At 74.9% G+C, this 20,778-nt stretch carries 18 protein-coding genes and 1 pseudogene; 12 read left to right on the plus strand and 7 right to left on the minus strand.

The genetic code is table 11. The features are described from left to right. Genes ABZ881_RS16645 through ABZ881_RS16665 form a run of 5 tightly spaced genes read right to left on the minus strand, consistent with a single transcriptional unit; the run spans position 1 to position 5,721 of the window. A complete protein-coding gene (locus ABZ881_RS16645) occupies positions 1–1,206 on the minus strand; it encodes an ABC transporter permease (protein ID WP_358485418.1) in 1,206 nt (401 codons plus the stop codon). Continuing rightward, positions 1,206–2,096 (minus strand): ATP-binding cassette domain-containing protein, encoded by an 891-nt coding sequence (locus ABZ881_RS16650; protein ID WP_358485542.1) that lies wholly within the window; start codon positions 2,094–2,096, stop codon positions 1,206–1,208. Before ABZ881_RS16650 ends, ABZ881_RS16645 begins: the two co-directional genes overlap by 1 nt. Beyond that, the gene (locus ABZ881_RS16655) at positions 2,090–2,875 is read right to left on the minus strand and encodes a type II CAAX endopeptidase family protein (protein ID WP_358485420.1); all 786 of its coding nucleotides are present in this window, start codon (positions 2,873–2,875) and stop codon (positions 2,090–2,092) included. The genes ABZ881_RS16650 and ABZ881_RS16655 overlap by 7 nt, the downstream gene beginning before the upstream one ends. A 40-nt stretch (positions 2,876–2,915) precedes the next feature. Further along, complete coding sequence (locus ABZ881_RS16660; protein ID WP_358485422.1) at positions 2,916–5,036, minus strand: histidine kinase; 2,121 nt, start codon at positions 5,034–5,036, stop codon at positions 2,916–2,918. Next, positions 5,017–5,721, minus strand: coding sequence for a response regulator transcription factor (locus tag ABZ881_RS16665; protein ID WP_358485544.1), 705 nt, complete (start codon positions 5,719–5,721; stop codon positions 5,017–5,019). Before ABZ881_RS16665 ends, ABZ881_RS16660 begins: the two co-directional genes overlap by 20 nt. Positions 5,722–5,923: 202 nt before the next feature. Between ABZ881_RS16665 and efp the strand changes: the two genes are divergently transcribed. Then, positions 5,924–6,484, plus strand: a complete 561-nt coding sequence (gene efp / locus ABZ881_RS16670) for an elongation factor P (RefSeq protein ID WP_344028320.1) — start codon at positions 5,924–5,926, stop codon at positions 6,482–6,484. A 1-nt stretch (position 6,485) separates the two neighbouring features. Next, a complete protein-coding gene (gene nusB / locus ABZ881_RS16675) occupies positions 6,486–6,905 on the plus strand; it encodes a transcription antitermination factor NusB (RefSeq protein WP_358485424.1) in 420 nt (139 codons plus the stop codon). A 176-nt stretch (positions 6,906–7,081) separates the two neighbouring features. On the opposite strand, the gene ABZ881_RS16680 is transcribed toward nusB, so the two are convergent. Further along, positions 7,082–7,573 (minus strand): transcriptional regulator, encoded by a 492-nt coding sequence (locus ABZ881_RS16680; RefSeq protein WP_344028325.1) that lies wholly within the window; start codon positions 7,571–7,573, stop codon positions 7,082–7,084. Positions 7,574–8,148: 575 nt separating this feature from the next. Here ABZ881_RS16680 and pyrR point away from each other — a divergent pair. From pyrR to coaBC, 10 genes and pseudogenes are all read left to right on the plus strand, one after another. Beyond that, positions 8,149–8,739, plus strand: a complete 591-nt coding sequence (gene pyrR, locus ABZ881_RS16685; RefSeq protein WP_358485426.1) for a bifunctional pyr operon transcriptional regulator/uracil phosphoribosyltransferase PyrR — start codon at positions 8,149–8,151, stop codon at positions 8,737–8,739. Next, entirely contained in the window at positions 8,736–9,680 is a 945-nt protein-coding gene (locus tag ABZ881_RS16690; RefSeq protein ID WP_358485428.1) for an aspartate carbamoyltransferase catalytic subunit, read from the plus strand. Before pyrR ends, ABZ881_RS16690 begins: the two co-directional genes overlap by 4 nt. Before the next feature lie 5 nt (positions 9,681–9,685). Beyond that, on the plus strand, positions 9,686–10,978 hold the full coding sequence (locus ABZ881_RS16695) for a dihydroorotase (protein WP_358485429.1): 1,293 nt from the start codon (positions 9,686–9,688) through the stop codon (positions 10,976–10,978). After that, positions 10,975–12,120: pseudogene (gene carA / locus ABZ881_RS16700) on the plus strand (glutamine-hydrolyzing carbamoyl-phosphate synthase small subunit); the annotation flags it as partial. The gene ABZ881_RS16695 and the pseudogene carA, both read left to right, overlap by 4 nt. Positions 12,121–12,887: 767 nt before the next feature. Then, positions 12,888–16,184 carry a carbamoyl-phosphate synthase large subunit gene (gene carB, locus ABZ881_RS16705; RefSeq protein ID WP_358485431.1) on the plus strand — a complete coding sequence of 1,099 codons (3,297 nt, stop codon included), beginning with the start codon at positions 12,888–12,890 and terminating at the stop codon, positions 16,182–16,184. After that, on the plus strand, positions 16,181–17,017 hold the full coding sequence (gene pyrF, locus ABZ881_RS16710; protein WP_358485433.1) for an orotidine-5'-phosphate decarboxylase: 837 nt from the start codon (positions 16,181–16,183) through the stop codon (positions 17,015–17,017). The genes carB and pyrF overlap by 4 nt, the downstream gene beginning before the upstream one ends. A 479-nt stretch (positions 17,018–17,496) precedes the next feature. Further along, positions 17,497–17,811: an integration host factor, actinobacterial type gene (gene mihF / locus ABZ881_RS16715; protein WP_158092208.1), complete on the plus strand. Its 315-nt coding sequence runs from the start codon at positions 17,497–17,499 to the stop codon at positions 17,809–17,811. Positions 17,812–17,823: 12 nt separating this feature from the next. After that, on the plus strand, positions 17,824–18,438 hold the full coding sequence (gene gmk, locus ABZ881_RS16720; protein WP_344028348.1) for a guanylate kinase: 615 nt from the start codon (positions 17,824–17,826) through the stop codon (positions 18,436–18,438). Positions 18,439–18,474: 36 nt separating this feature from the next. Then, positions 18,475–18,741, plus strand: coding sequence for a DNA-directed RNA polymerase subunit omega (rpoZ, locus tag ABZ881_RS16725; protein WP_344028351.1), 267 nt, complete (start codon positions 18,475–18,477; stop codon positions 18,739–18,741). A gap of 9 nt (positions 18,742–18,750) precedes the next feature. Continuing rightward, positions 18,751–19,974, plus strand: a complete 1,224-nt coding sequence (gene coaBC, locus ABZ881_RS16730; protein WP_358485435.1) for a bifunctional phosphopantothenoylcysteine decarboxylase/phosphopantothenate--cysteine ligase CoaBC — start codon at positions 18,751–18,753, stop codon at positions 19,972–19,974. A gap of 118 nt (positions 19,975–20,092) precedes the next feature. Here coaBC and ABZ881_RS16735 read toward each other — a convergent pair whose 3' ends face one another. Further along, complete coding sequence (locus ABZ881_RS16735) at positions 20,093–20,716, minus strand: SH3 domain-containing protein (RefSeq protein ID WP_358485437.1); 624 nt, start codon at positions 20,714–20,716, stop codon at positions 20,093–20,095. Positions 20,717–20,778 lie beyond the last annotated feature (62 nt).

Consider the following 20,778-nt stretch of genomic DNA (forward strand, 5'->3'; position numbering starts at 1 on the left):
TCAGTCCGCGGCCCGCCCGAGTGCCTCCCGCCACGGCACCCTCGATCCGGTCCGCAGCACCGAGCGGTGGAACACCCGCGCCGCGAGCCACCCGAGCGCCGCGGTCGAGGCCAGCATCAGCAGCACCGTCGTCACGATCTGGACGGTGGTCGCCGATCCGTCGGCGATCCGCAGCGGCATCAGGATCGCCGGGAACGGCGGGATCCACGCCAGCACCGTCGTCAACGGCGAGTCCGGTGAGCCCAGGTGGTAGAAGGCGGCGCCGTACATCAGGAACAGGCTCAGCATCAGCGGTGTGGTCGTGGAGTTGATGTCCTCCTGCCGGGACACCATCGAGCCGGCCGCCGCGTACAGCACCGCGTAGAATGCGAACCCGAGCACGAACCAGCCCAGCACGCTCGCGAACACCCCGACGGCGGTCGCGGTCAGCGTCAGCAGCCCGGTCCCGAGCCCGGCCGCCAGCCCGACGACGCCGTAGGCCGCGAGCTGCAGCAGCCCCACCGCGCCGATCCCGATGATCTTGCCCCAGAGCAGGTGCAGCGGCCGGATGGTGGACAGCAGCAGCTCCACGACCCGGCTGGACTTCTCCTCGACGACGCCCATCGCCACGTAGGTGCCGAAGCCGAGGATCTGGCCGAACATCAGGAACAGCGCGGCGACGCTCAGCGCGGTCCGCTGGCCCGCCTCCGGATCGGGCGGGTCCAGGGCGTCGACGGTGAGCACGGCCGGCCCGGTCCGCTGCGCCAGGGTCTCCGGGCCGACGCCCAGCCCGGCCAGGGCGGCGTCCCGGGCCTGCCCGGCGAGCGCGGCGTCCAGCACGGCGCCGAGCCCGGACGGGAGCTCGGAGTCGACGACGGCGACGGCGCCGCCGTCGCCGGGGACCAGCGCGACGTCCAGATCGCCGGCCTGGACGGCGGCCCGGCCCTCGTCGGCGGAGCCGAGCGGACGGATCTCGACCGGGACGCCGGCCCGGTCGGCGGCGGTGGCGACGTCGGCACCGAGCGGTGCGTCGCCGACGACACCGACCGTGGACCGGTCCGGTTCGCCGGAGCCGGAGAACACCGAGAACGCGATGATCCCGCCGGCGATCACCAGCAGCACGATCAGGTTGCTGACGACGAAGCTGCGCTTGACCACCTGGGCGCGGAACTCGCGGCGCGCGACCAGCCGCACCGCGCGGCGGGCGGACGGGGGCGGGGCGTCCATCAGGCCACCACCTCGCGGTAGAGGTCGCTCAGCGACGGGACGTGCACGGTGAAGCCGTGCACCGGGCCGGTGGCGAGCGCCGCGGCGAGCACCTGCTGGTCGTCGGCGCGCTCGTCGAGGACCAGCGTGGTCCGCCCGCCGGTGGCGTGCTCGACCCGCACCCCGGGCACCCGGTCGGCCCAGCCGGGCGGCGCGGCCGGGGCGTGCACCTCCAGCCGGATCCCGCCGCTGCGGCGCACCTCGCCGACCGACCCGACGGTGCGCATCCGGCCGGCCGCGATGATCCCGACCCGGTCGCAGAGCCGTTGCACCAGGTCGAGCTGGTGGCTGGAGAAGAGCACCGGCACGCCGGTGCGGGCCTTCTCCCGCAGCACCTCGCTCATCACGTCGACGGCGACCGGATCGAGCCCGGAGAACGGCTCGTCGAGCACCAGCACCGCCGGATCGTGCACCAGCGCGGCCGCCAGCTGGACGCGCTGCTGGTTGCCCAGGCTGAGCGCGTCCACCGTGCTGCCCAGCCGGTCGGCGATGCCGAGGCGGTCCACCCAGTGCGCCGCGGCGCGCCGGGCGCCGGGCCGGTCGACGCCGTGCAGCTCGGCCAGGTAGGCGAGCTGCTCGCCGACCGTCATCTTCGGGTACAGCCCGCGCTCCTCGGGCATGTACCCGATCGTCCGGCGCACCTGCAGGTCGACCGGGCGGCCGGCGAGCCGGACCTGTCCGGCGTCGGCGGCGAGCACGCCGAGCACGATCCGCATGGTCGTCGTCTTGCCGGCCCCGTTGGAGCCGACGAAGCCGAGGATCTCGCCCGGGCGCACGTCGAAGGAGACCCCGTCGAGCGCGACGGTCCGGCCGTAGCGCTTGTGCAGCGCGTCGATCTCGAGGGTCACGATCCGGCCCCGCCCAGGAACAGCCCGGCGATGACGAACCCGGAGGTGTTGAACACGACGTGCGCGACGACCGCGGGCCACACCGAGCGGGACCGCTCGTAGAGCAGCGCGCAGACCACGCCGAGCAGCAGCGCGACCACCAGCACCACGTTGATCCCGTGCGCGAGCGCGAACACCGCCGAGCTGGCGGGCACCGCGACCCACACCCCGTAGCGGCGCAGCGCGCCGTACCCGATCCCGCGGAACAGCAGCTCCTCGGCGAACGGGACGAGCAGCGCCCCGGTCAGCAGCACCCCGGCGAACACCAGCGGACCGCCACCGCCGAGCGCGTCACCGAGGAACTCCTGCGGGTTCGACATGTCCCCGGTGACCTGCTGGTAGCCGTAGCCGAGCAGGCCGGCCAGCACGCGCGCGACCAGCCCGGCCGCGGCGGCCACCAGCAGCCAGCCGACGGTGGTGCGGCGCAACCCGATCGCGGGCAGCCACCGGACCCGCATCGCGAGCACGGCCAGCGCCGCGACCAGCGTCGCGGCGCCGGTGACCGCCAGCAGCGGCACCGCCCCGGGTACCCCGCCGCCGCCCACGAACAGGGCCGCGCCGCCGGCGATGCTCAACACCAGGTACAGCACGGCGCCGGTGAGCAGCTCGGTCCAGCCCAGCGCCGGGCGGCCGGGCGGGCCGGCGCCGATCCGCGGGCCGGCGGCACCCGGCTGCTCCGCCGGCTGTCCTGCCGGCTGGTCCGTGGCGGACGGCTCCGCCGTGGTCGTCCCGTCGTCGGTCATCGTGGCCCCCCTCGCACACCGCTGTCGGTGGCCTCCGACGCTAGGGCCCGGCGCCGTCCGCCCGCGTCGGCACCGGGGACGAGATCACCGGCCCGCCGGTCTCGTCCCCGGGGACGAGCCGGCCGCGGGGGAGCGTGGCCCGGACCGTCCAGCCCGGGCCGTCCGGCCCGGCGGACAGCTCGCCGCCGAGCAGCGCCACCCGCTCCCGCATGCCGACCAGCCCCAGGCCGGAACCGGCGTCCTCGGGCCGGTGCCCGGGCACCGGGCCGCCGTCGGCGACCTCGACGGTCACCTCCGCGGGACCGTGCCCGATCCGCACCGCGGTGGCCGAGCGGCCGGCGTGCCGGAGCACGTTGGTGAGCGCCTCGGTGACGATCCGCTGGGCGAACAGCTCGGCGTCACCCGGCGGCTCGGCCGGGCTGCCGGTGACCTCGGCGCGCACCGGCAGCCCGGCCTCCCGGGACGGGGCCAGCAGCCGGTCGACGCCGTCCGGGTCGAGGACCAGCCCGTGCGGGTCCGGGGTGGAACCGGCCAGTTCCGGCAGCACCTCGGCGATCCGCCCGCCGGACTCGGCGATGTGCGCGAGCGCCTCGGCCCGCACCGCCGGGTCGGCCGCCATCCGGGCCGCCCCGGCCTGCACGGCGATCGCGGACACGTGGTGCGCGACGACGTCGTGCAGCTCGCGGGCCATCCGCAGCCGTTCCCGGCCGACGACGTCGCGGTCCTCGGCGTCGGCGCGTTCCCGGCGCAGCTGCTCGGTCGCCCGCCGGTGCCTGCCGACCAGCACCCCGGCCAGCCACAACGGGACGACGGCGAGGAACGACAGCGCCGTCGCCGTGCCGGAGCCCAGCCGCTCCCAGGTGCCGAACAGCGCCCCGCCGATCGCGACCAGCGCGGACGAGACGACGGTGGCGGTCCCGGAGCGGAGCACCGGTGCCCGGGTCGCGGCGCCCCACACGAGCAGGCTCCAGCCCATCTCGGCGAACATGTTGGCCCCGCCCAGGCCGCCCGCCGCGAACGATCCGGCACCCGACACCAGCAGGGCGGGCACCGGGGCGGTCCGCCACCAGGCGATCGCGGCGAACTGCACGGCGACGACGAGCGCGGTGGCCGGATCGGTGAGGGGCAGCCGCAGCAGGCCCAGGAACAGGTCGACCTGGTCGTCGCCGGTCAGCCCGGCGGGCAGCGTCGCCGGCACCGTCGCGAGCAACGCCGCGACGGCGAGGAACGCGCCCAGGGTGAGCAGCCCGGCCCGGTCCGGCAGCGGAGGGACCCGGCCACGGAGCCCACCGGTCGCGCCGGAGTCCCCGGGGTCCCCGGGGCCGCCGGGGTCCCCGGGGCCGCCGGGGTCGCCGGGGTCGCCGGGGTCGCCGGGGGAGCGCAGTACCCCCAGCACCCGGCGCATCGCGGCGAGCACCGCCCGCGCCTGCCCGCGCAGCTCCCGCAGCTCCGTCTCGGTCACCGCGGCCCGCCCGGGCATGGCGTCGCCGAACCGGGCCGCCCGGTCGACCAGCCGGTGCAGCCCGGCCAGCACCCCGCTGCCGATCTCCTCGGCGATCCGGGCCCGCTCGGCGTCCAGCGCCGCCGCCCGCCGGTGCCGCCCGGTCTCCCGGCGCTGCTCGGCGGCCCGCCGGGCCGCGGCCCGCGTCCACCGCCCGGTGACCGCCCCGATCAGCACCAGCACCGTCGCGTTGAGTCCCATCCCGACGACCGCCCCGACCTGCTCGCCGATCTCCTGCGAGGTCGGCAGCCCCCGGGAACGGACGAGTGCGGGGATCGCGAGGGCGACCGGCAGCGGAAGGACCAGCCAGCCGGCGGCCCGGCCGGGCGAGCGCGCGACGGCGAACGCGAGGAACCCCCACCCGAACACGCCGAACGCGCCGACCAGGGTGAGCTGCGCGGCCATCAGGGCGGCCATCAGCAGGTAGGTGCCCCGCGGCCGCTGCCGGCGCAGCAGCATCGTCGCAGCCTGTGCCGCGGCGAGCACCGATCCGACGACGACCGCGACCGCCGGATCGGCCAGCACCCCGCGGACCAGCGGATCCCCGGAGAACAGCGAGACGAGTTCCTGCGCGCCGAGCAGCAGCACCAGCGCCGCCAGCGCGAGGTCGCCGGCCCGGGTCCCGGGCACCGGCTCCGGATCAGCGGTTGCCCGGGTCACCCGCACGTCCCGCGCCACCGCCGGTGTCCCCGGGGCCGTTCCCGATCAGGCCGTGCTCGTAGGCGAACACCACCAGCTGCACCCGGTCCCGCAGGCCCAGCTTGCCGAGCAGGTTCGACACGTGCGTCTTCACCGTCGTCCCGCCGAGCACCAGCCGGTCGGCGATCTCGGCGTTGGACAGGCCGGCCGCGACCAGGGCGAGCACCTCGCGCTCCCGCTCGGTGAGCGTCCCGGCGGGTCCGGTGTCCGGCTCCGCCGGGGCCGGTACGAACGAGCCGACCAGCCGGCGCGTCACCGACGGGGCGAACAGCTCGTGGCCTGCGTGCACGGTGCGCACCGCGACCTGCAGGTCCTCCGGCTCGACGTCCTTCAGCACGAACCCGGACGCGCCGGCCCGCAGCGCGTCGTAGACGTGCCGGTCCAGGTCGAATGTGGTGACCACCAGCACCCGGATCGCCGGGTCGCGCAGCGCCCGGATCCGCCGGGTGCCCTCGATCCCGTCGGTCCCCGGCATCCGGACGTCCATCAGCACGACGTCCGGGCGCAGCGACTCGGCCAGCTCGGCCGCCGCGGCGCCGTCGGTCGCCTCCCCGACGACGTCGATGTCCGGCGCCGCCGCCAGCACCGTCCGCAGCCCGGCCCGGACCACCGCCTGGTCGTCGGCCACCACCACCCGGACCGTCATCCGCACCCCCGTCCGTCCGCGCACCGCCCGCGCACCCGCGAGCTCCACCCGGCATCCTCGCAGGTGGCCCCGGCCGGTATCCTCGTCCGTCAGGTGCGCACCGCCCGCGTGGGTGGGTGCGCCCGGCGCACCGCTCGTCCGGCGTGACTCGCCGCCCGGTGCCGACAGCCAGACCCCGACACCCGATCAGGAGAGCGCGCACGTGGCGACCACGAACGACCTGAAGAACGGCCTGGTGCTGAACCTCGAGGGCCAGCTGTGGACCGTGACGGCGTTCCAGCACGTCAAGCCCGGCAAGGGCGGTGCGTTCGTGCGCACCACGCTGAAGAACGTGATGTCCGGCAAGGTCGTCGACAAGACGTTCAACGCAGGCACCAAGGTCGACACCGCGACCGTGGACCGCCGCGACATGACCTACCTGTACCGCGACGGCGCCGACTTCGTGTTCATGGACAGCGACACCTTCGACCAGATCCCGATCTCGGAGAAGGCCGTCGGCGACGCCGCGCGGTACCTGCTGGAGAACGCCTCCGCCCAGGTGTCGCTGCACGAGGGCGAGCCGCTGTTCGTCGAGCTGCCCACCTCGGTGGAACTCGTCATCTCGCACACCGACCCGGGCCTGCAGGGCGACCGCTCGACCGGCGGCACCAAGCCGGCGACCCTGGAGACCGGCGCCGAGATCCAGGTGCCGCTGTTCCTGGAGAGCGGCACCCGGGTCAAGGTCGACACCCGGGACGGCCGCTACCTCGGCCGCGTGAGCTGAGGTGCGCGCACGCACCAAGGCCCGCAAACGGGCCCTGGACATCCTGTTCGAGGCCGAGGCGCGCGCCGAGGCGCCGCTGGAGGTGCTCGCCGCCCGCCGGGAGTCCGACGACGCGCCCCCGGTGCAGGAGTACGCCGGGAAGCTGGTGGAGGGCGTCGCCACCCACCTGGAGCGGATCGACCAGCTGATCGCCGAGCACGCCGAGGGCTGGAGCGTCGACCGGATGCCCGCCGTCGACCGCGGGCTGCTCCGGATCGGCGTCTACGAGCTGCTGTGGGTGGACGACGTCGACGACCCGGTGGCGATCACCGAGGCCGTCGAGCTGGCCCGCACGCTGTCCACCGACGACTCGCCGCGCTACGTCAACGGCGTGCTCGGCCAGATCTCCGACATCGCCGAGCACCTGCGCGCCACGCTGTAGGGCCCGCGCACGACGACGGCCCGCATCCCCTCTCCGCGAGGGGGTGCGGGCCGTCGTCATCCGAGGTACCGGTCGGTGGCGGCCGGGGGGACTGTGCTGAGACCCCCGGCCGCCACCGCCGGGCCGTACACCGGACGCGCCGCCCTTCCCCTGGGGCGCGACCGGTGCGGACCCGATCATCCCACCTGGCCGCCCGGGCGTGCCTCGGGAGGTAGCACACCCCACTCGATGAGCTGGTCGGTCAGCTCACCCGGGGACATGTCGTAGATGATCGCCAGCGAGCGGAGGTCCTCGGCGCGGATCGAGAGGACCTTGCCGTTGTAGTCGCCGCGCTGGCTCTGGATGGCCGCCGCGTAGCGGGCCAGCGGGCCCACCTTGTCCGCGGGCAGCTGCTGCAGCCGCTCCAGGTTGATCACGATCTTGGTGGCCGGCTCGCTGCCGGACGGGATGCGTCCCTCGGGGAGCAGTTCGGCCACCGGCACCCCGTAGAAGTCGGCCAGCTCGGCCAGCTTCTGCACGGTGACCGCACGGTCGCCGCGCTCGTAGGAGCCCACGACGACCGCCTTCCAGCGTCCGCCGGACTTCTGCTCGACGCCGTGCAGCGACAGCCCCTGCTGCTGCCTGATCGCCCGGAGCTTCCCCCCGAGCGCCTTGGCGTAGTCGCCCATCGATCCCCTCGTTCCTGACGGTGGCGTGCCGGCGGCGGACGGGTCGGTCACCGGCGGTGCGCCGGACCCCGCCCCGCCGTAGCCCCTGTGGGTGGTCCCCGGTCTCCGGCGGTGAGCCCGGTGCCGCGTGGCGCGTCCGGATCCGGTGTCCGTCGCGCGCCCTGCGACACTGCTGCACGTTCCCTGTTTGATACGGAGAGTAATCTTCCGGGTCGGGTCCGGCGCGGTCAAGTTCGACCCCCTGCTCGGGGGGTTGACGAGCGGTTTCCCACACGAACGGGGCAGTCCGTGTCCCTCGTCAGCGGTAGCGGTGGGTGCCGGGGCACGGGGTGGACCACACCTCCCGGGGCCCCCGCATGGGCAGAATCGGGTATCGCATGACGACCGCCGCGGACGACCACGGCCACTGCGGATCGTCACCGGACCGTGACCTCGATCGGGTGGTGGGGGTGTGGCCCGGCTCGCCCTGTGACGCGCTGCGGCCGGGCCGCGGTGCCCCAGCGCCGGTTGCTAGGTTGGTGCGGCAACACCGTCCTTTAAGACCCGTCCGGTGAGGCGGGGAAGGAGCACACCTCGTGGCGCAGAACCGCCGCGGGGACGTCGGTGCGCAGGATCCCGGCCGGGAACTGCTCAGCGCCGCCGACGTCACCCGCACCATCGCGCGCATCGCGCACCAGATCATCGAGAAGACCGCCTTCGGCCCGGACAGCCCGGACGATCTCGTCCTGCTCGGCGTCCCGACCCGGGGTGTCCACCTGGCGCACCGGCTGGCCGCGGCGATCGCCGAGTTCACCGGCGTCGCCCCCGCGGTCGGGTCGGTGGACGCCACCCTCTACCGCGACGACCTGCGCCGCGGCCCGGCCCGCGCGCTGGAGTCCACCGCCGTCCCCGATGGCGGGGTGGACGACAAGCTCGTCGTGCTCGTCGACGACGTGCTGATGTCCGGGCGCACCACCCGCGCCGCACTGGACGCGCTGCGCGACGAGGGCCGCCCGCGGATCGTCCAGCTCGCCGTCCTGGTCGACCGCGGGCACCGTGAGCTGCCGATCCGCGCCGACTACGTCGGCAAGAACGTGCCGACCTCGCGCTCGGAGCAGATCCTGCTCTCGCTCACCGAGATCGACGCCCGGGACGGCGTCTGGATCACCCAGGAGGTGCCCTCGTGAGGCATCTGCTCTCGGTCGCCGATCTCGACGCCAGCGAGGCGACGGCGCTGCTGGACACCGCCGACCGGCTGCGCCAGGCGCTGCTCGGCCGCGAGGTCCGCAAGCTGCCGACGCTGCGCGGCCGGACGGTCATCACGATGTTCTACGAGAACTCCACCCGCACCCGGGTGTCGTTCGAGATCGCCGGCAAGTGGATGAGCGCGGACACGGTGAACGTCGCCGCGTCCGGCTCGTCGGTGTCGAAGGGCGAGTCGCTGCGCGACACCGCGCTGACGCTGTCCTCGATGGGCGCCGACTGCGTGGTCGTCCGGCACCCGGCCTCCGGTGCGGCGCACCGGCTGGCGCAGTGGGTGGACGCGTCCCGGGAGGCGACCGGCACCCCGACCGCGATCGTGAACGCCGGGGACGGCACGCACGAGCACCCCACCCAGGCGCTGCTCGACGCGGCGACGCTGCGGGACCGGCTCGGCGGGATCGCCGGGCGGCGGATCGTGATCGTCGGCGACGTCCTGCACTCGCGGGTGGCCCGGTCCAACGTGCTGCTGCTGGCCACGCTGGGCGCCGAGGTGGTGCTGGTGGCGCCGCCGACGCTGCTGCCCGCCGGGGTCGAGCAGTGGCCGTGCCGGATCGCGCACGGCCTGGACGCCGAGCTGCCGGCGGCCGACGCGGTGATGATGCTGCGGGTGCAGGCCGAGCGGATGCACGGCGGTTTCTTCCCGTCCGCCCGCGAGTACGCGATCGGCTACGGCCTCTCCGCGGACCGGGCCGCGCTGCTCGCCGGGCACGCCGTGGTGCTGCACCCGGGCCCGATGGTGCGCGGCATGGAGATCGCCCCCGCGGTCGCCGACGCGCCGAACTCCGCCGTCCTGCAGCAGGTGCGCACCGGTGTGCACGTGCGGATGGCCGTCCTCTACCACCTTCTCGCCGGAGCACCGGAGTGAACAGCATGACCGACCTCCTGATCACCGACGCCCGGCCCTACGGCGGCGACCCGACCGACCTGCTGGTCACCGACGGCGTCGTCACCGCCATCGGCACCGGCCTGGACGCCCCCGAGGGCGTCGAGGTGCTCGATGCCGGCGGCGCGGTCCTGCTGCCCGGCTTCGTCGACCTGCACGTGCACCTGCGCGAGCCCGGCGGGGAGGAGTCGGAGACGATCGAGACCGGCAGCCACGCCGCGGCGCTGGGCGGGTTCACCGCCGTGTTCGCGATGCCGAACACCGACCCGGTCGCCGACTCCGACGTCGTCGTCGAGCACGTGTGGCGGCGCGGCGCCGAGATCGGCCTGGTCGACGTGCACCCGGTCGGCGCGGTCACCGTCGGGCTCGGCGGCGAGCGCCTCGCCGAGCTGGGCACGATGGCGAACTCCCGGGCCGCCGTCCGGATGTTCTCCGACGACGGCCGCTGCGTGAACGACCCGCTGATCATGCGCCGCGCGCTGGAGTACGCCTCGGCGCTGGACGCGGTCGTCGCCCAGCACGCCGAGGACCACCGGCTCACCGTCGGCGCGCAGGCGCACGAGGGCGCGGTCGCGGCCCGGCTCGGCCTGACGGGCTGGCCCGCGACGGCCGAGGAGACCATCGTCGCCCGGGACTGCGCGCTGGCCCGCGAGGCCCGCGCCCGGCTGCACGTCTGCCACATCTCGACCGCCCGCACGATCGACGTGCTGCGCGCGGCGAAGGCGCAGGGCGTGCAGGTGTCGGCCGAGGTGACCCCGCACCACCTGCTGCTCACCGACGGCCGGCTGACCGGCTACGACCCGGTGAACAAGGTGAACCCGCCGCTGCGCACCGCGGAGGACACCCGCGCGATGCGCGAGGCGCTGGCCGAGGGCGTGATCGACGTCGTCGCCACCGACCACGCGCCGCACGCCGCGCAGTACAAGGACACCGAATGGCAGGCCGCCAAACCGGGCATGCTGGGCCTGCAGACGGCGCTGTCGGTGCTGATCGAGACGATGGTCGAGCCGGGCCTGCTGGACTGGCACGGCGTGGCGCGGGTGCTCTCCGAGCGCCCGGCCGAGATCGCCAGGCTGGCCGACCAGGGCAGGCCGATCGCCGAGGGCGAGCCGGCGACGTTCGCGCTCGTCGACCCGGACGCGGTCTGGACGGTGCGCGGCGCGAACCTGGCGAGCAAGGCGGCGAACACGCCGTACGAGGGAATGCGGCTGCCCGGTGCGGTGGTCGCGACGGTCCTGCGTGGCCGGATCACCGCGCGGGACGGGAAGGTTCAGGCATGACGAGCACGGGCAGCGCACGGAGCACGCGGGACGGTGGCGGCGGGGACGGTAGCGCCCTGCTGGTCCTCGAGGACGGCCGGATCTTCCGCGGCGAGTCCTACGGTGCGACCGGCCAGAGCCTCGGCGAGGCCGTGTTCACCACCGGGATGACCGGCTACCAGGAGACCCTGACCGACCCGTCGTACCACCGGCAGATCGTGCTGCAGACCGCACCGCAGATCGGCAACACCGGCTGGAACGACGAGGACGACGAGTCGGCCCGCATCCAGGTCGCGGGCTACGTGGTCCGCGACCCGTCCCGGCGGCCGTCGAACTGGCGGGCGACCGGGTCGCTGGAGGACGCGCTGCGCGCCCAGGGCGTCGTCGGGATCGCCGGGATCGACACCCGGGCCGCGGTTCGGCACCTGCGCGAGCGGGGCGCGATGCGCGCCGGGGTCTTCTCCGGCGACGCGCTGGCCGACGACGACGAGCTCGTCGACCGGGTCCGGCAGAGCCCGCAGATGGAGGGCGCCGACCTCTACGGCGCCGTCACCACCGCCGAGCCCTACGTGGTGCCCGCGGTGGGGGAGCGCCGGTTCGTCGTCGCCGCGCTGGACGTCGGGATCAAGTACAACACCCCGCGGATGATGGCCGCCCGCGGCATCGAGGTGCACGTGCTGCCCGCGTCCAGCACGATCGAGGAGATCGAGTCGCTGCGCCCGGACGGGTTCTTCGTCGCGAACGGCCCCGGGGACCCGGCGACCGCCGACGGGCCGGTCGCGCTCACCCGGCAGGTGCTCCAGCGGCGGATCCCGCTGTTCGGCATCTGCTTCGGCAACCAGATCCTGGGCCGCGCGCTCGGCCGGGACACCTACAAGCTGCGCTATGGGCACCGCGGCATCAACATCCCGGTGATCGAGCACGCCACCGGCAGGGTCGCAATCACCTCGCAGAACCACGGCTTCGCCGTCGCCGGCGAGGCGGGCGAGGAGTTCGACACCCCCTACGGCCGCGCCGCGATCACCCACACCTGCCCGAACGACGGCTGCGTGGAGGGCATGGCCGGGATCGACTTCCCGGCGTTCTCGGTGCAGTACCACCCGGAGGCGGCGGCCGGCCCGCACGACGCGACCGACCTGTTCGACCGGTTCGCCCAGCTCATGACCGACAACCCGGTCGGCTACGCCGGTGTCGCCGCGCGCCGCCCGGACGGCGCCGGGCCGGTGCCGTACCCGGCCCCGGACGACCGCCCGGATCAGCACGACCGCCCGGATCAGCACGACCTTGCGGACCGGGACGCCCTGCCGGACCCGGCGGCCGGCGGCCCCGCGCCGGATCCCGATCCGGCCACCGGCGCCGTGTCCGGTCCCGCCACCGGCGATCCCGGTGCGGCCGGCGGCGCCGTCCCCCGGCCCGTCCGGCAGGCACCGGCGCAGACCGCGCAACCGTCCCCGGTGGCGCCGCCGTCGGCGACGGCGGGCCCCTCGGTCGACCTGAACCCGGACCGCGCCGCCGGCCCGGCCGGCCCGGCCGGTGTCGATCAGGCCGGCCCGGCCGGTGTCGGTCAGGCCGGCCCGGCCGGTGATCCCGCACCGACCACCCGGCTGCCGGTCACCCCGCCCGGCGGCGCCCCGGCGGCCGGCCGGGCCGGTGGCGCCCCCGTGCCCGGCCCGGCCGACGAGCCGCCGACCAGCAGGCTGCCCACCGTGCCGGGCCCCGGCACGCCGGACCCGCTGACCGCGCCGTTCTCCGACATCGAGAACGCGCTGCGCCGCGAGGGCGGTGCACCCGACGGCCCGGCCGCGCCGCACACCCCCGAGCGCGACGCCGATCCGGTGACCGGACGGTCCGGCCCGGTCGACGACCGACCCTGGCCACCACCCCCGGCCGGAAGCGCCGACGCCGAGCAGGCCCGGCAGGAGGAGAACTGATGCCCCGCCGCGACGACATCGACCACGTGATGGTGATCGGCTCCGGGCCGATCGTCATCGGCCAGGCCTGCGAGTTCGACTACTCCGGGACCCAGGCGTGCCGGGTGCTGCAGGCCGAGGGCATCCGCGTCTCGCTGGTCAACTCCAATCCGGCGACGATCATGACCGACCCGGAGTTCGCCGACGCCACCTACGTCGAGCCGATCACCCCGGAGTTCGTCGAGAAGGTGATCGCCACGGAGCGGCCGGACGCGATCCTCGCCACCCTCGGCGGGCAGACCGCGCTGAACACCGCGATCGCGCTGCACGAGAACGGCGTGCTGGAGCGCTACGGCGTCGAGCTGATCGGCGCCGACGTCGAGGCGATCCAGCGCGGCGAGGACCGGCTCAAGTTCAAGGACATCGTCACCTCGATCGGCGGCGACGTCCCGCGCTCGCGGGTCTGCCACTCGATGGAGGAGGTCCGCGAGGCCGCCGCCGAGCTCGGCCTGCCGGTGGTCATCCGGCCGTCGTTCACGATGGGCGGGCTCGGCTCCGGCCTGGCGCACTCGGCCGAGGAGCTGGAGCGGCTGGCCGGCGCCGGGCTCGCCGCGTCCCCGGTCACCGAGGTGCTGATCGAGGAGTCCGTGCTCGGCTGGAAGGAGTACGAGCTCGAGCTGATGCGCGACCACCGCGACAACGTGGTCGTCGTCTGCTCGATCGAGAACCTCGACCCGATGGGCGTGCACACCGGCGACTCGATCACCGTCGCGCCGGCAATGACCCTGACCGACCGCGAGTACCAGCACATGCGCGACGTCGGGATCGCCGTGCTGCGCGCGGTCGGCGTCGACACCGGCGGCTGCAACATCCAGTTCGCGGTGCACCCCGAGACCGGCCGGCTCGTCGTGATCGAGATGAACCCGCGGGTCTCCCGGTCCAGCGCGCTCGCCTCCAAGGCCACCGGCTTCCCGATCGCCAAGATCGCCGCCCGGCTCGCGGTCGGCTACACCCTCGACGAGATCCGCAACGACATCACCGGCGAGACGATCGCCGCGTTCGAGCCGACGCTCGACTACGTCGCGGTCAAGATCCCGCGGTTCGCGTTCGAGAAGTTCCCGGGCGCCGATCCGGAGCTGACCACGACCATGAAGTCGGTCGGCGAAGCGATGGCGCTGGGCCGGTCGTTCGCGGAGGCGCTGGGCAAGGCGATGCGCTCGATGGAGCGCGCCCGGGCCGGTTTCTGGACCGCGCCGGACCCGGACGGCGAGCCCGAGTACACCGTCCCGGTGGACGGCCGCATCTACGAGCTGGAGCGGGCGCTGCGGACCGGCCAGAGTGTGACCGACGTCGCCAAGAACTCCGGCGTCGATCCGTGGTTCGTCGACCAGATCGCGCTGCTCGGCGAGCTGCGCGCGGAGATCGAGGCCGCCCCGGTGCTCGACGCCGCGCTGCTGCGCCGGGCCAAGCGGCACGGCCTGTCCGACCGCCAGCTCGCCGCCGTGCGGCCGGAGTTCGCCGGCGAGGACGGCGTCCGCTCGCTGCGGCACCGGCTCGGGATCCGGCCGGTCTACAAGACCGTCGACACCTGCGCCGCCGAGTTCGCCGCGAGGACGCCGTACCACTACTCGGCCTACGAGACCGACCCGTCCGCCGAGTCCGAGATCGCCCCGCAGACGTCGAAGGCGAAGGTCCTGATCCTCGGCTCCGGGCCGAACCGGATCGGGCAGGGCATCGAGTTCGACTACTCCTGCGTGCACGCCGTGATGGCGCTGCGGGCCGCCGGCTACGAGACCGTCATGGTCAACTGCAACCCGGAGACGGTGTCCACCGACTACGACACCGCCGACCGCCTGTACTTCGAGCCGCTCACCTTCGAGGACGTGCTGGAGGTCGTGCACGCCGAGCAGGCCTCCGGCACCGTCGCGGGCGTCATCGTGCAGCTCGGCGGGCAGACGCCGCTGGGCCTGGCGCAGCGGCTCACCGAGGCCGGGGTGCCGGTCGTCGGGACCTCCGCGGCGGCGATCGACCTCGCGGAGGACCGCGGCGCGTTCGGCGAGGTGCTGCGCAAGGCGGGCCTGCCGGCCCCCGAGTTCGGCATGGCGACCAGCTTCGAGGGGGCCCGGGAGATCGCCGCCCGGATCGGCTACCCGGTGCTGGTGCGGCCGTCGTACGTGCTCGGCGGGCGCGGCATGGAGATCGTCTACGACGAGGCGACGCTGGCCGGCTACATCGCCCGCGCCACCACTATCTCGCCGGACCGCCCGGTGCTCGTCGACCGCTTCCTCGACGACGCCATCGAGATCGACGTCGACGCCCTCTGCGACGGCGACGAGGTCTACCTCGGCGGCGTGATGGAGCACATCGAGGAGGCCGGGGTGCACTCCGGGGACTCGTCGTGCACGCTGCCGCCGATCACCCTGGGCAGCTCGGTGCTGGCCAAGGTGCGCGAGGCGACCGCCGGGATCGCGCACGGCGTCGGCGTCCGCGGCCTGCTCAACGTGCAGTACGCGCTGCACGGCGACGTGCTCTACGTGCTGGAGGCCAACCCGCGGGCGTCCCGGACGGTGCCGTTCGTCTCCAAGGCCACCTCGGTCCCGCTGGCCAAGGCGGCCGCCCGGATCATGCTCGGCGCCACCATCGCCGAGCTGCGGGCGGAGGGCCTGCTCCCGGCCGAGGGCGACGGCGGCGCGCTGCCCGCCGACTCGCCGGTCGCGGTGAAGGAGGCGGTGCTGCCGTTCAACCGGTTCCGCAACACCGCGGGCCAGGGCGTCGATCCGCTGCTCGGCCCGGAGATGAAGTCCACCGGTGAGGTCATGGGTTTCGACTCCGCGTTCGGCCCGGCGTTCGCGAAGTCGCAGGCCGCGGCCTACGGCTCGCTGCCCGTGTCGGGCACCGTGTTCGTGTCCATCGCCGACCGGGACAAGCGGGCGATGGTGTTCCCGGTGCGCCGCCTGGCCGACATCGGGTTCCAGCTGCTGGCCACCGAGGGGACGGCGGAGATGCTGCGCCGCAACGGGATCACCGTCACCGTGGTGCGCAAGCACTCGTCCGGTTCGTCGCCGGAGAACCCGACCATCGTGGACACGATCCTGGCCGGAGAGGTCGACCTGATCGTCAACACGCCGGTCGGGAACCCGGGCCCCCGGGTGGACGGCTACGAGATCCGGGCCGCCGCGGTGTCCCGCGGCGTCCCGTGCATCACCACGGTGCAGGGGGCGGCGGCCGCCGTGCAGGGCATCGAGGCGCTCGCCTCCGGCGGGCTGGGCGTCCGGTCGCTGCAGCAGGCGCACGCGGCGCTGCGGTCCGGCTCGTGACCGGGTTCGGTGCGCGGCTGGCCGGCGCGGTCGCCGCGCACGGCCCGCTGTGCGCCGGGATCGACCCGCATCCGGCGCTGCTCGCGCAGTGGGGCCTCACCGACGACGCCGACGGGTTGGCCCGGTTCGCCGACGCCTGCCTGGACGGGTTCGCCGGTGCGGTCGCCGTCGTGAAGCCGCAGTCGGCGTTCTTCGAGCGGCACGGCGCGGCGGGCGTCGCCGTCCTGGAGCGGCTGCTGGCCGGGTTCGCGCAGACCCCCACGCTGACCCTGCTGGACGCCAAGCGCGGCGACATCGGGTCCACGATGGACGGCTACGCCGACGCCTACCTGCGGATCGGAGCCCCGCTCGGCGCCGACGCGCTCACCGTGTCGCCCTACCTGGGCTTCGACTCGCTGGAACCGGCTCTGGTGGCCGCCGCCGAGGCCGGGCGCGGGCTGTTCGTGCTGGCCAGGACGTCGAACCCGGAGGGCGCGACGGTGCAGCTGGCCGCGCTGGACGGGCGCAGCGTCGCCCAGGCGGTCGTCGACGCCGCAGCGGCCCGCAACGCCGGTGCGTCGGCCGGCGCCGGGGACGTCGGGGTCGTCGTCGGGGGGACCCGTGAGCACGGCCTCGACCTGGCCGCGCTGAACGGGCCGGTGCTGGTGCCCGGGCTCGGCGCGCAGGGGGCCGGCCCGGCCGACGTCGTCTCCCGGTTCGCCGGGACGGCCGGTCCGGTGTTGCCCGCCGCGGCCCGGTCGGTGCTCGCCGCGGGGCCCGCCCCGGCCGCCCTGCGCAGCGCCGCGCTGGCGCTGGGGGAGGAGCTCGCCTCGGCCCGCGCCGGATCGCACTGAGACCCCCGGGGCGGGCCCGTTCCGCCCCGGCACACCGCCGGCCGGACCTGCTGCGCGACACCCTGACCCGTCGCACAGCGGGACCGGGCCGGATGTGCCGCCCCGGTCGGTGGACGGCCGGTCGGCGTACGCCGACCGGCTCGTCCGGCACGCCCGGTGACCGTCGGCGCAACCGGGCGGCGACTGGGCGCGTCCGTGTCCGCGCCGGACCGCACGCCGGGGGTGACCGGTGCGCCGACCCGCCGTCCGGGCGAGCCCGGCGGCGGACGTCGGACCGCCGGACGGCGTGCCGTTGATCACCATGAGGACGGCGAAACCGGTGGTGGGACCCCCATTGACGCCCTACTGGACGTCGTGGGTACGTTCGATCGCGGCTCCGGGGACGTCCCCCGGACGGGTCGGTGCGACCCACCACCCGGCCGCCGCTGCGGCGGTGACGAGAACGACGTGTTCGACACGGAGAGTACGGAGGCAACACCGTGGCCCTTCCCCAGCTGACCGAGGAACAGCGCGCCGCCGCGCTGGAGAAGGCTGCGGCCGCGCGCCGGGCCCGAGCGGAGCTGAAGGACCGTCTCAAGCGCGGCGGCACCACCCTCGAGGAGGTGCTGAAGCAGGCCGAGACCGACGAGGTGCTCGGCAAGATGAAGGTCTCGGCGCTGCTCGAGGCCCTGCCGAACGTCGGCAAGGTCCGTGCGCAGCAGATCATGGAGGAGCTGGAGATCGCGACCAGCCGCCGGCTGCGAGGCCTCGGCGACCGCCAGCGCAAGGCCCTGCTCGACCGCTACCCGAGCTGATCGGCGCATCCCGTGACCGGAACCTCCTCCGCCGTGCGCTCCGAGCAGCCCGGGCGACCGGCCCGCGGGCGGCTGCTCGTGCTGGCCGGTCCGTCCGGCGTGGGGAAGAGCCACGTGGTCGCGGGACTGCGCGAGGCGCTGCCGGAGCTGCTGTTCAGTGTGTCCGCCACCACCCGGCCCCCGCGGCCGGGCGAGGTGGACGGCCGTGACTACCACTTCGTCACCCGCGAGCGGTTCGACGCGCTGATCGAGCGCGGCGACCTGCTCGAGTGGGCCGAGGTGCACGGCGGGCTGCAGCGCTCCGGCACGCCGCGGGAGCCCGTCGAGCAGGCGTTGGGCGCCGGCCGGCCGGTCCTCGTCGAGGTCGACCTGCAGGGCGCCCGGGCGGTGAAGGCACTGGTCCCGGAGGCGCTCACGGTGTTCGTCGCGCCGCCCTCGATGGAGGAGCTGGCCCGCAGGCTGACCGACCGCGGCACCGACACCCCGGAGCAGCGTGAGCGCCGATTGCGGACCGCGATCGAGGAGATGGCGGCCCGCGACGAGTTCGACGAGGTCGTCGTCAACGACGACCTGCAGACCGTGATCGGCCGGTTGGTAGCATTGGCGGTCGGCCGGGACGCCGTCTGAGGCCCCCGGTCCCCCTTTCGCTTCAGGAGTGAGTACGTGAGCACGCCTACCGGCACCACCGCCCCCGAGGGCATCACCTACCCGCCGATCGACGACCTGCTCGGCCAGGTCAGCTCGAAGTACGCGCTGGTCATCTACGCGGCCAAGCGCGCCCGGCAGATCAACGACTACTACTCGCAGCTCGGCGAGGGCCTGCTGGAGTACGTCGGCCCGCTGGTCGAGCCGGGCCCGCGCGAGAAGCCGCTGTCGATCGCCATGCGCGAGATCCAGTCCGGCATGCTCGAGCACACCGAGGGCGAGTAGCACGCACCGATGCCCGGCACGGCACCTGAGGTCCTGCTCGGCGTCTCGGGCGGGATCGCCGCCTACAAGAGCGCCGAGCTGCTGCGCCGGCTGACCGAGTCCGGTCACGCGGTGCGGGTGATCCCCACCGCCGCCGCACTGCGGTTCGTCGGCGCCGCCACCTTCGAGGCGCTGTCCGGGCGGCCGGTCGCGACCGACGTGTTCAGCGACGTCCACGAGGTCCCGCACGTCGCCCTCGGGCAGCGGGCCGATCTCGTCGTCGTCGCACCGGCCACCGCCGACCTGATGGCCCGCGTCGCGCACGGCCGCGCCGACGACCTGCTCACCGCCGCGCTGCTCACCGCGCGATGTCCGGTGGTGCTCGCCCCCGCGATGCACACCGAGATGTGGGAGCACCCGGCCACCCGGGACAACGTCGCACTGCTGCGGTCCCGCGGCACCGTCGTGCTGGAGCCCGCCGCGGGCCGGCTCACCGGCGCGGACACCGGCAAGGGCAGGCTGCCCGATCCTGCCGAGATCGCCGACCTGGCCACGCTGCTCCTGGATCGCCCGGAAGCGCTGCCCCGCGACCTGGAGGGCCGGCACGTCGTGGTGAGCGCCGGCGGCACCCGGGAGGCCCTCGATCCGGTCCGCTACCTGGGCAATCGCTCGTCCGGCCGGCAGGGCTGGGCGCTCGCCAGGGTCGCCGCCCAGCGCGGCGCCCGGGTCACCCTGGTCGCCGGGCACACCGCCGATCTCGCCGTCCCGGCCGCGGTCGACGTGGTGCACGCCGGCACCGCGGCCGCGATGGAGACCGCCGTCCGGACCGCCGCCGCGGATGCCGACGCCGTCGTGATGGCCGCCGCGGTCGCCGACTTCCGGCCGCTGTCCACCGCCACCGACAAGATCAAGCGGGGCAGCGACGAGCCCGCCCCGCTGCGGATGGCGCAGAACGCGGACATCCTCGCCGGGCTGGTGCACGACAGCCCGCGGCCCGGCCAGGTCGTCGTCGGGTTCGCCGCGGAGACCGGCGACGCCGAGGGCGACGTGCTGCACCACGGCCGCGCCAAGCTCGCCCGCAAGGGCTGCGACCTGCTCGTCGTCAACGCCGTCGGCGACGGCAAGGCGTTCGAGACCCTCGACAACGCCGGCTGGCTGCTCGCCCGCGACGGCGGCGAGGAGGAGCTGCCGATGGGCTCCAAGGCCCTGCTGGCCTCCCGGATCTGGGACGCCGTCACCCCGCGCCTGAGCTGAGCCGCACACCCGGCAGCCGCGCCGCACACCCGCTGCAACGGGTGTGCGGTACGGCTACCGGGTGTACGGCGGGGCCCGCACCCGGGATGGGGTGCGGGCCCCGCCGTGGGCTGCGGGATCAGTCGTCGGCGAAGAACGGGTCCGCGGTGGCGGTGCCCGACGGGTCGGTGCTGCCGGTGCCCTCGTCGCTGCCGGTGCTGTCGTCGCTGCTGCCGGTGCCGGACGGGTCGGTGCTGCCGGTCGTCGACGGCTCGGTGGACGTGCTGTCGGCACGGCGCTCGGTGGCGCCGTCCGGGCTGCCGGACGGCGACCGGGGCGTGCTCGACGAGGGGCTGCTGGTGGCCGGGCTGCCGGACGACGGCGAGCGGTCCTCGGCGCGCGGCGCGGTGGACCGCTCGGAGGTGCGCGGGGTGGCGTCCTCGGAGTCGGCCGGGGTGGTCGGCGAGCCGGTCCGCGGCGACGAGCTGCTGGTCGTGGACACGTACTCGGCGGCCGCCCAGCCGCCGTACTCCGGAAGCTCGACGAAGCCGTTGCGGGTGTCACCCACCGACGTGGTGTCGCCGCGCTCGCACACCCCGACGATCGGCGCGTCGGTGGCGGGCTCCGAGCGCACGTTCACGCTCGAGGTGCAGGTTCCGGTGCCGGCAGCGGCCGCAGTGCCTGCGATCACACCGGTGGCGGTGACGCCTGCCACTGCCAGCGCGGCGACGGCGGCGGCGATCCGTCGGGAGTTCGGCTTCATCGTGGGACATCCTCCGTGGCGACGACGGTGGAGCACCGCCGTGGAGTCGCGTTTCGTCTGAT

It is taken from the genome of Pseudonocardia sp. NPDC046786, assembly GCF_040645415.1.
GTDB lineage: Bacteria > Actinomycetota > Actinomycetes > Mycobacteriales > Pseudonocardiaceae > Pseudonocardia > Pseudonocardia kongjuensis.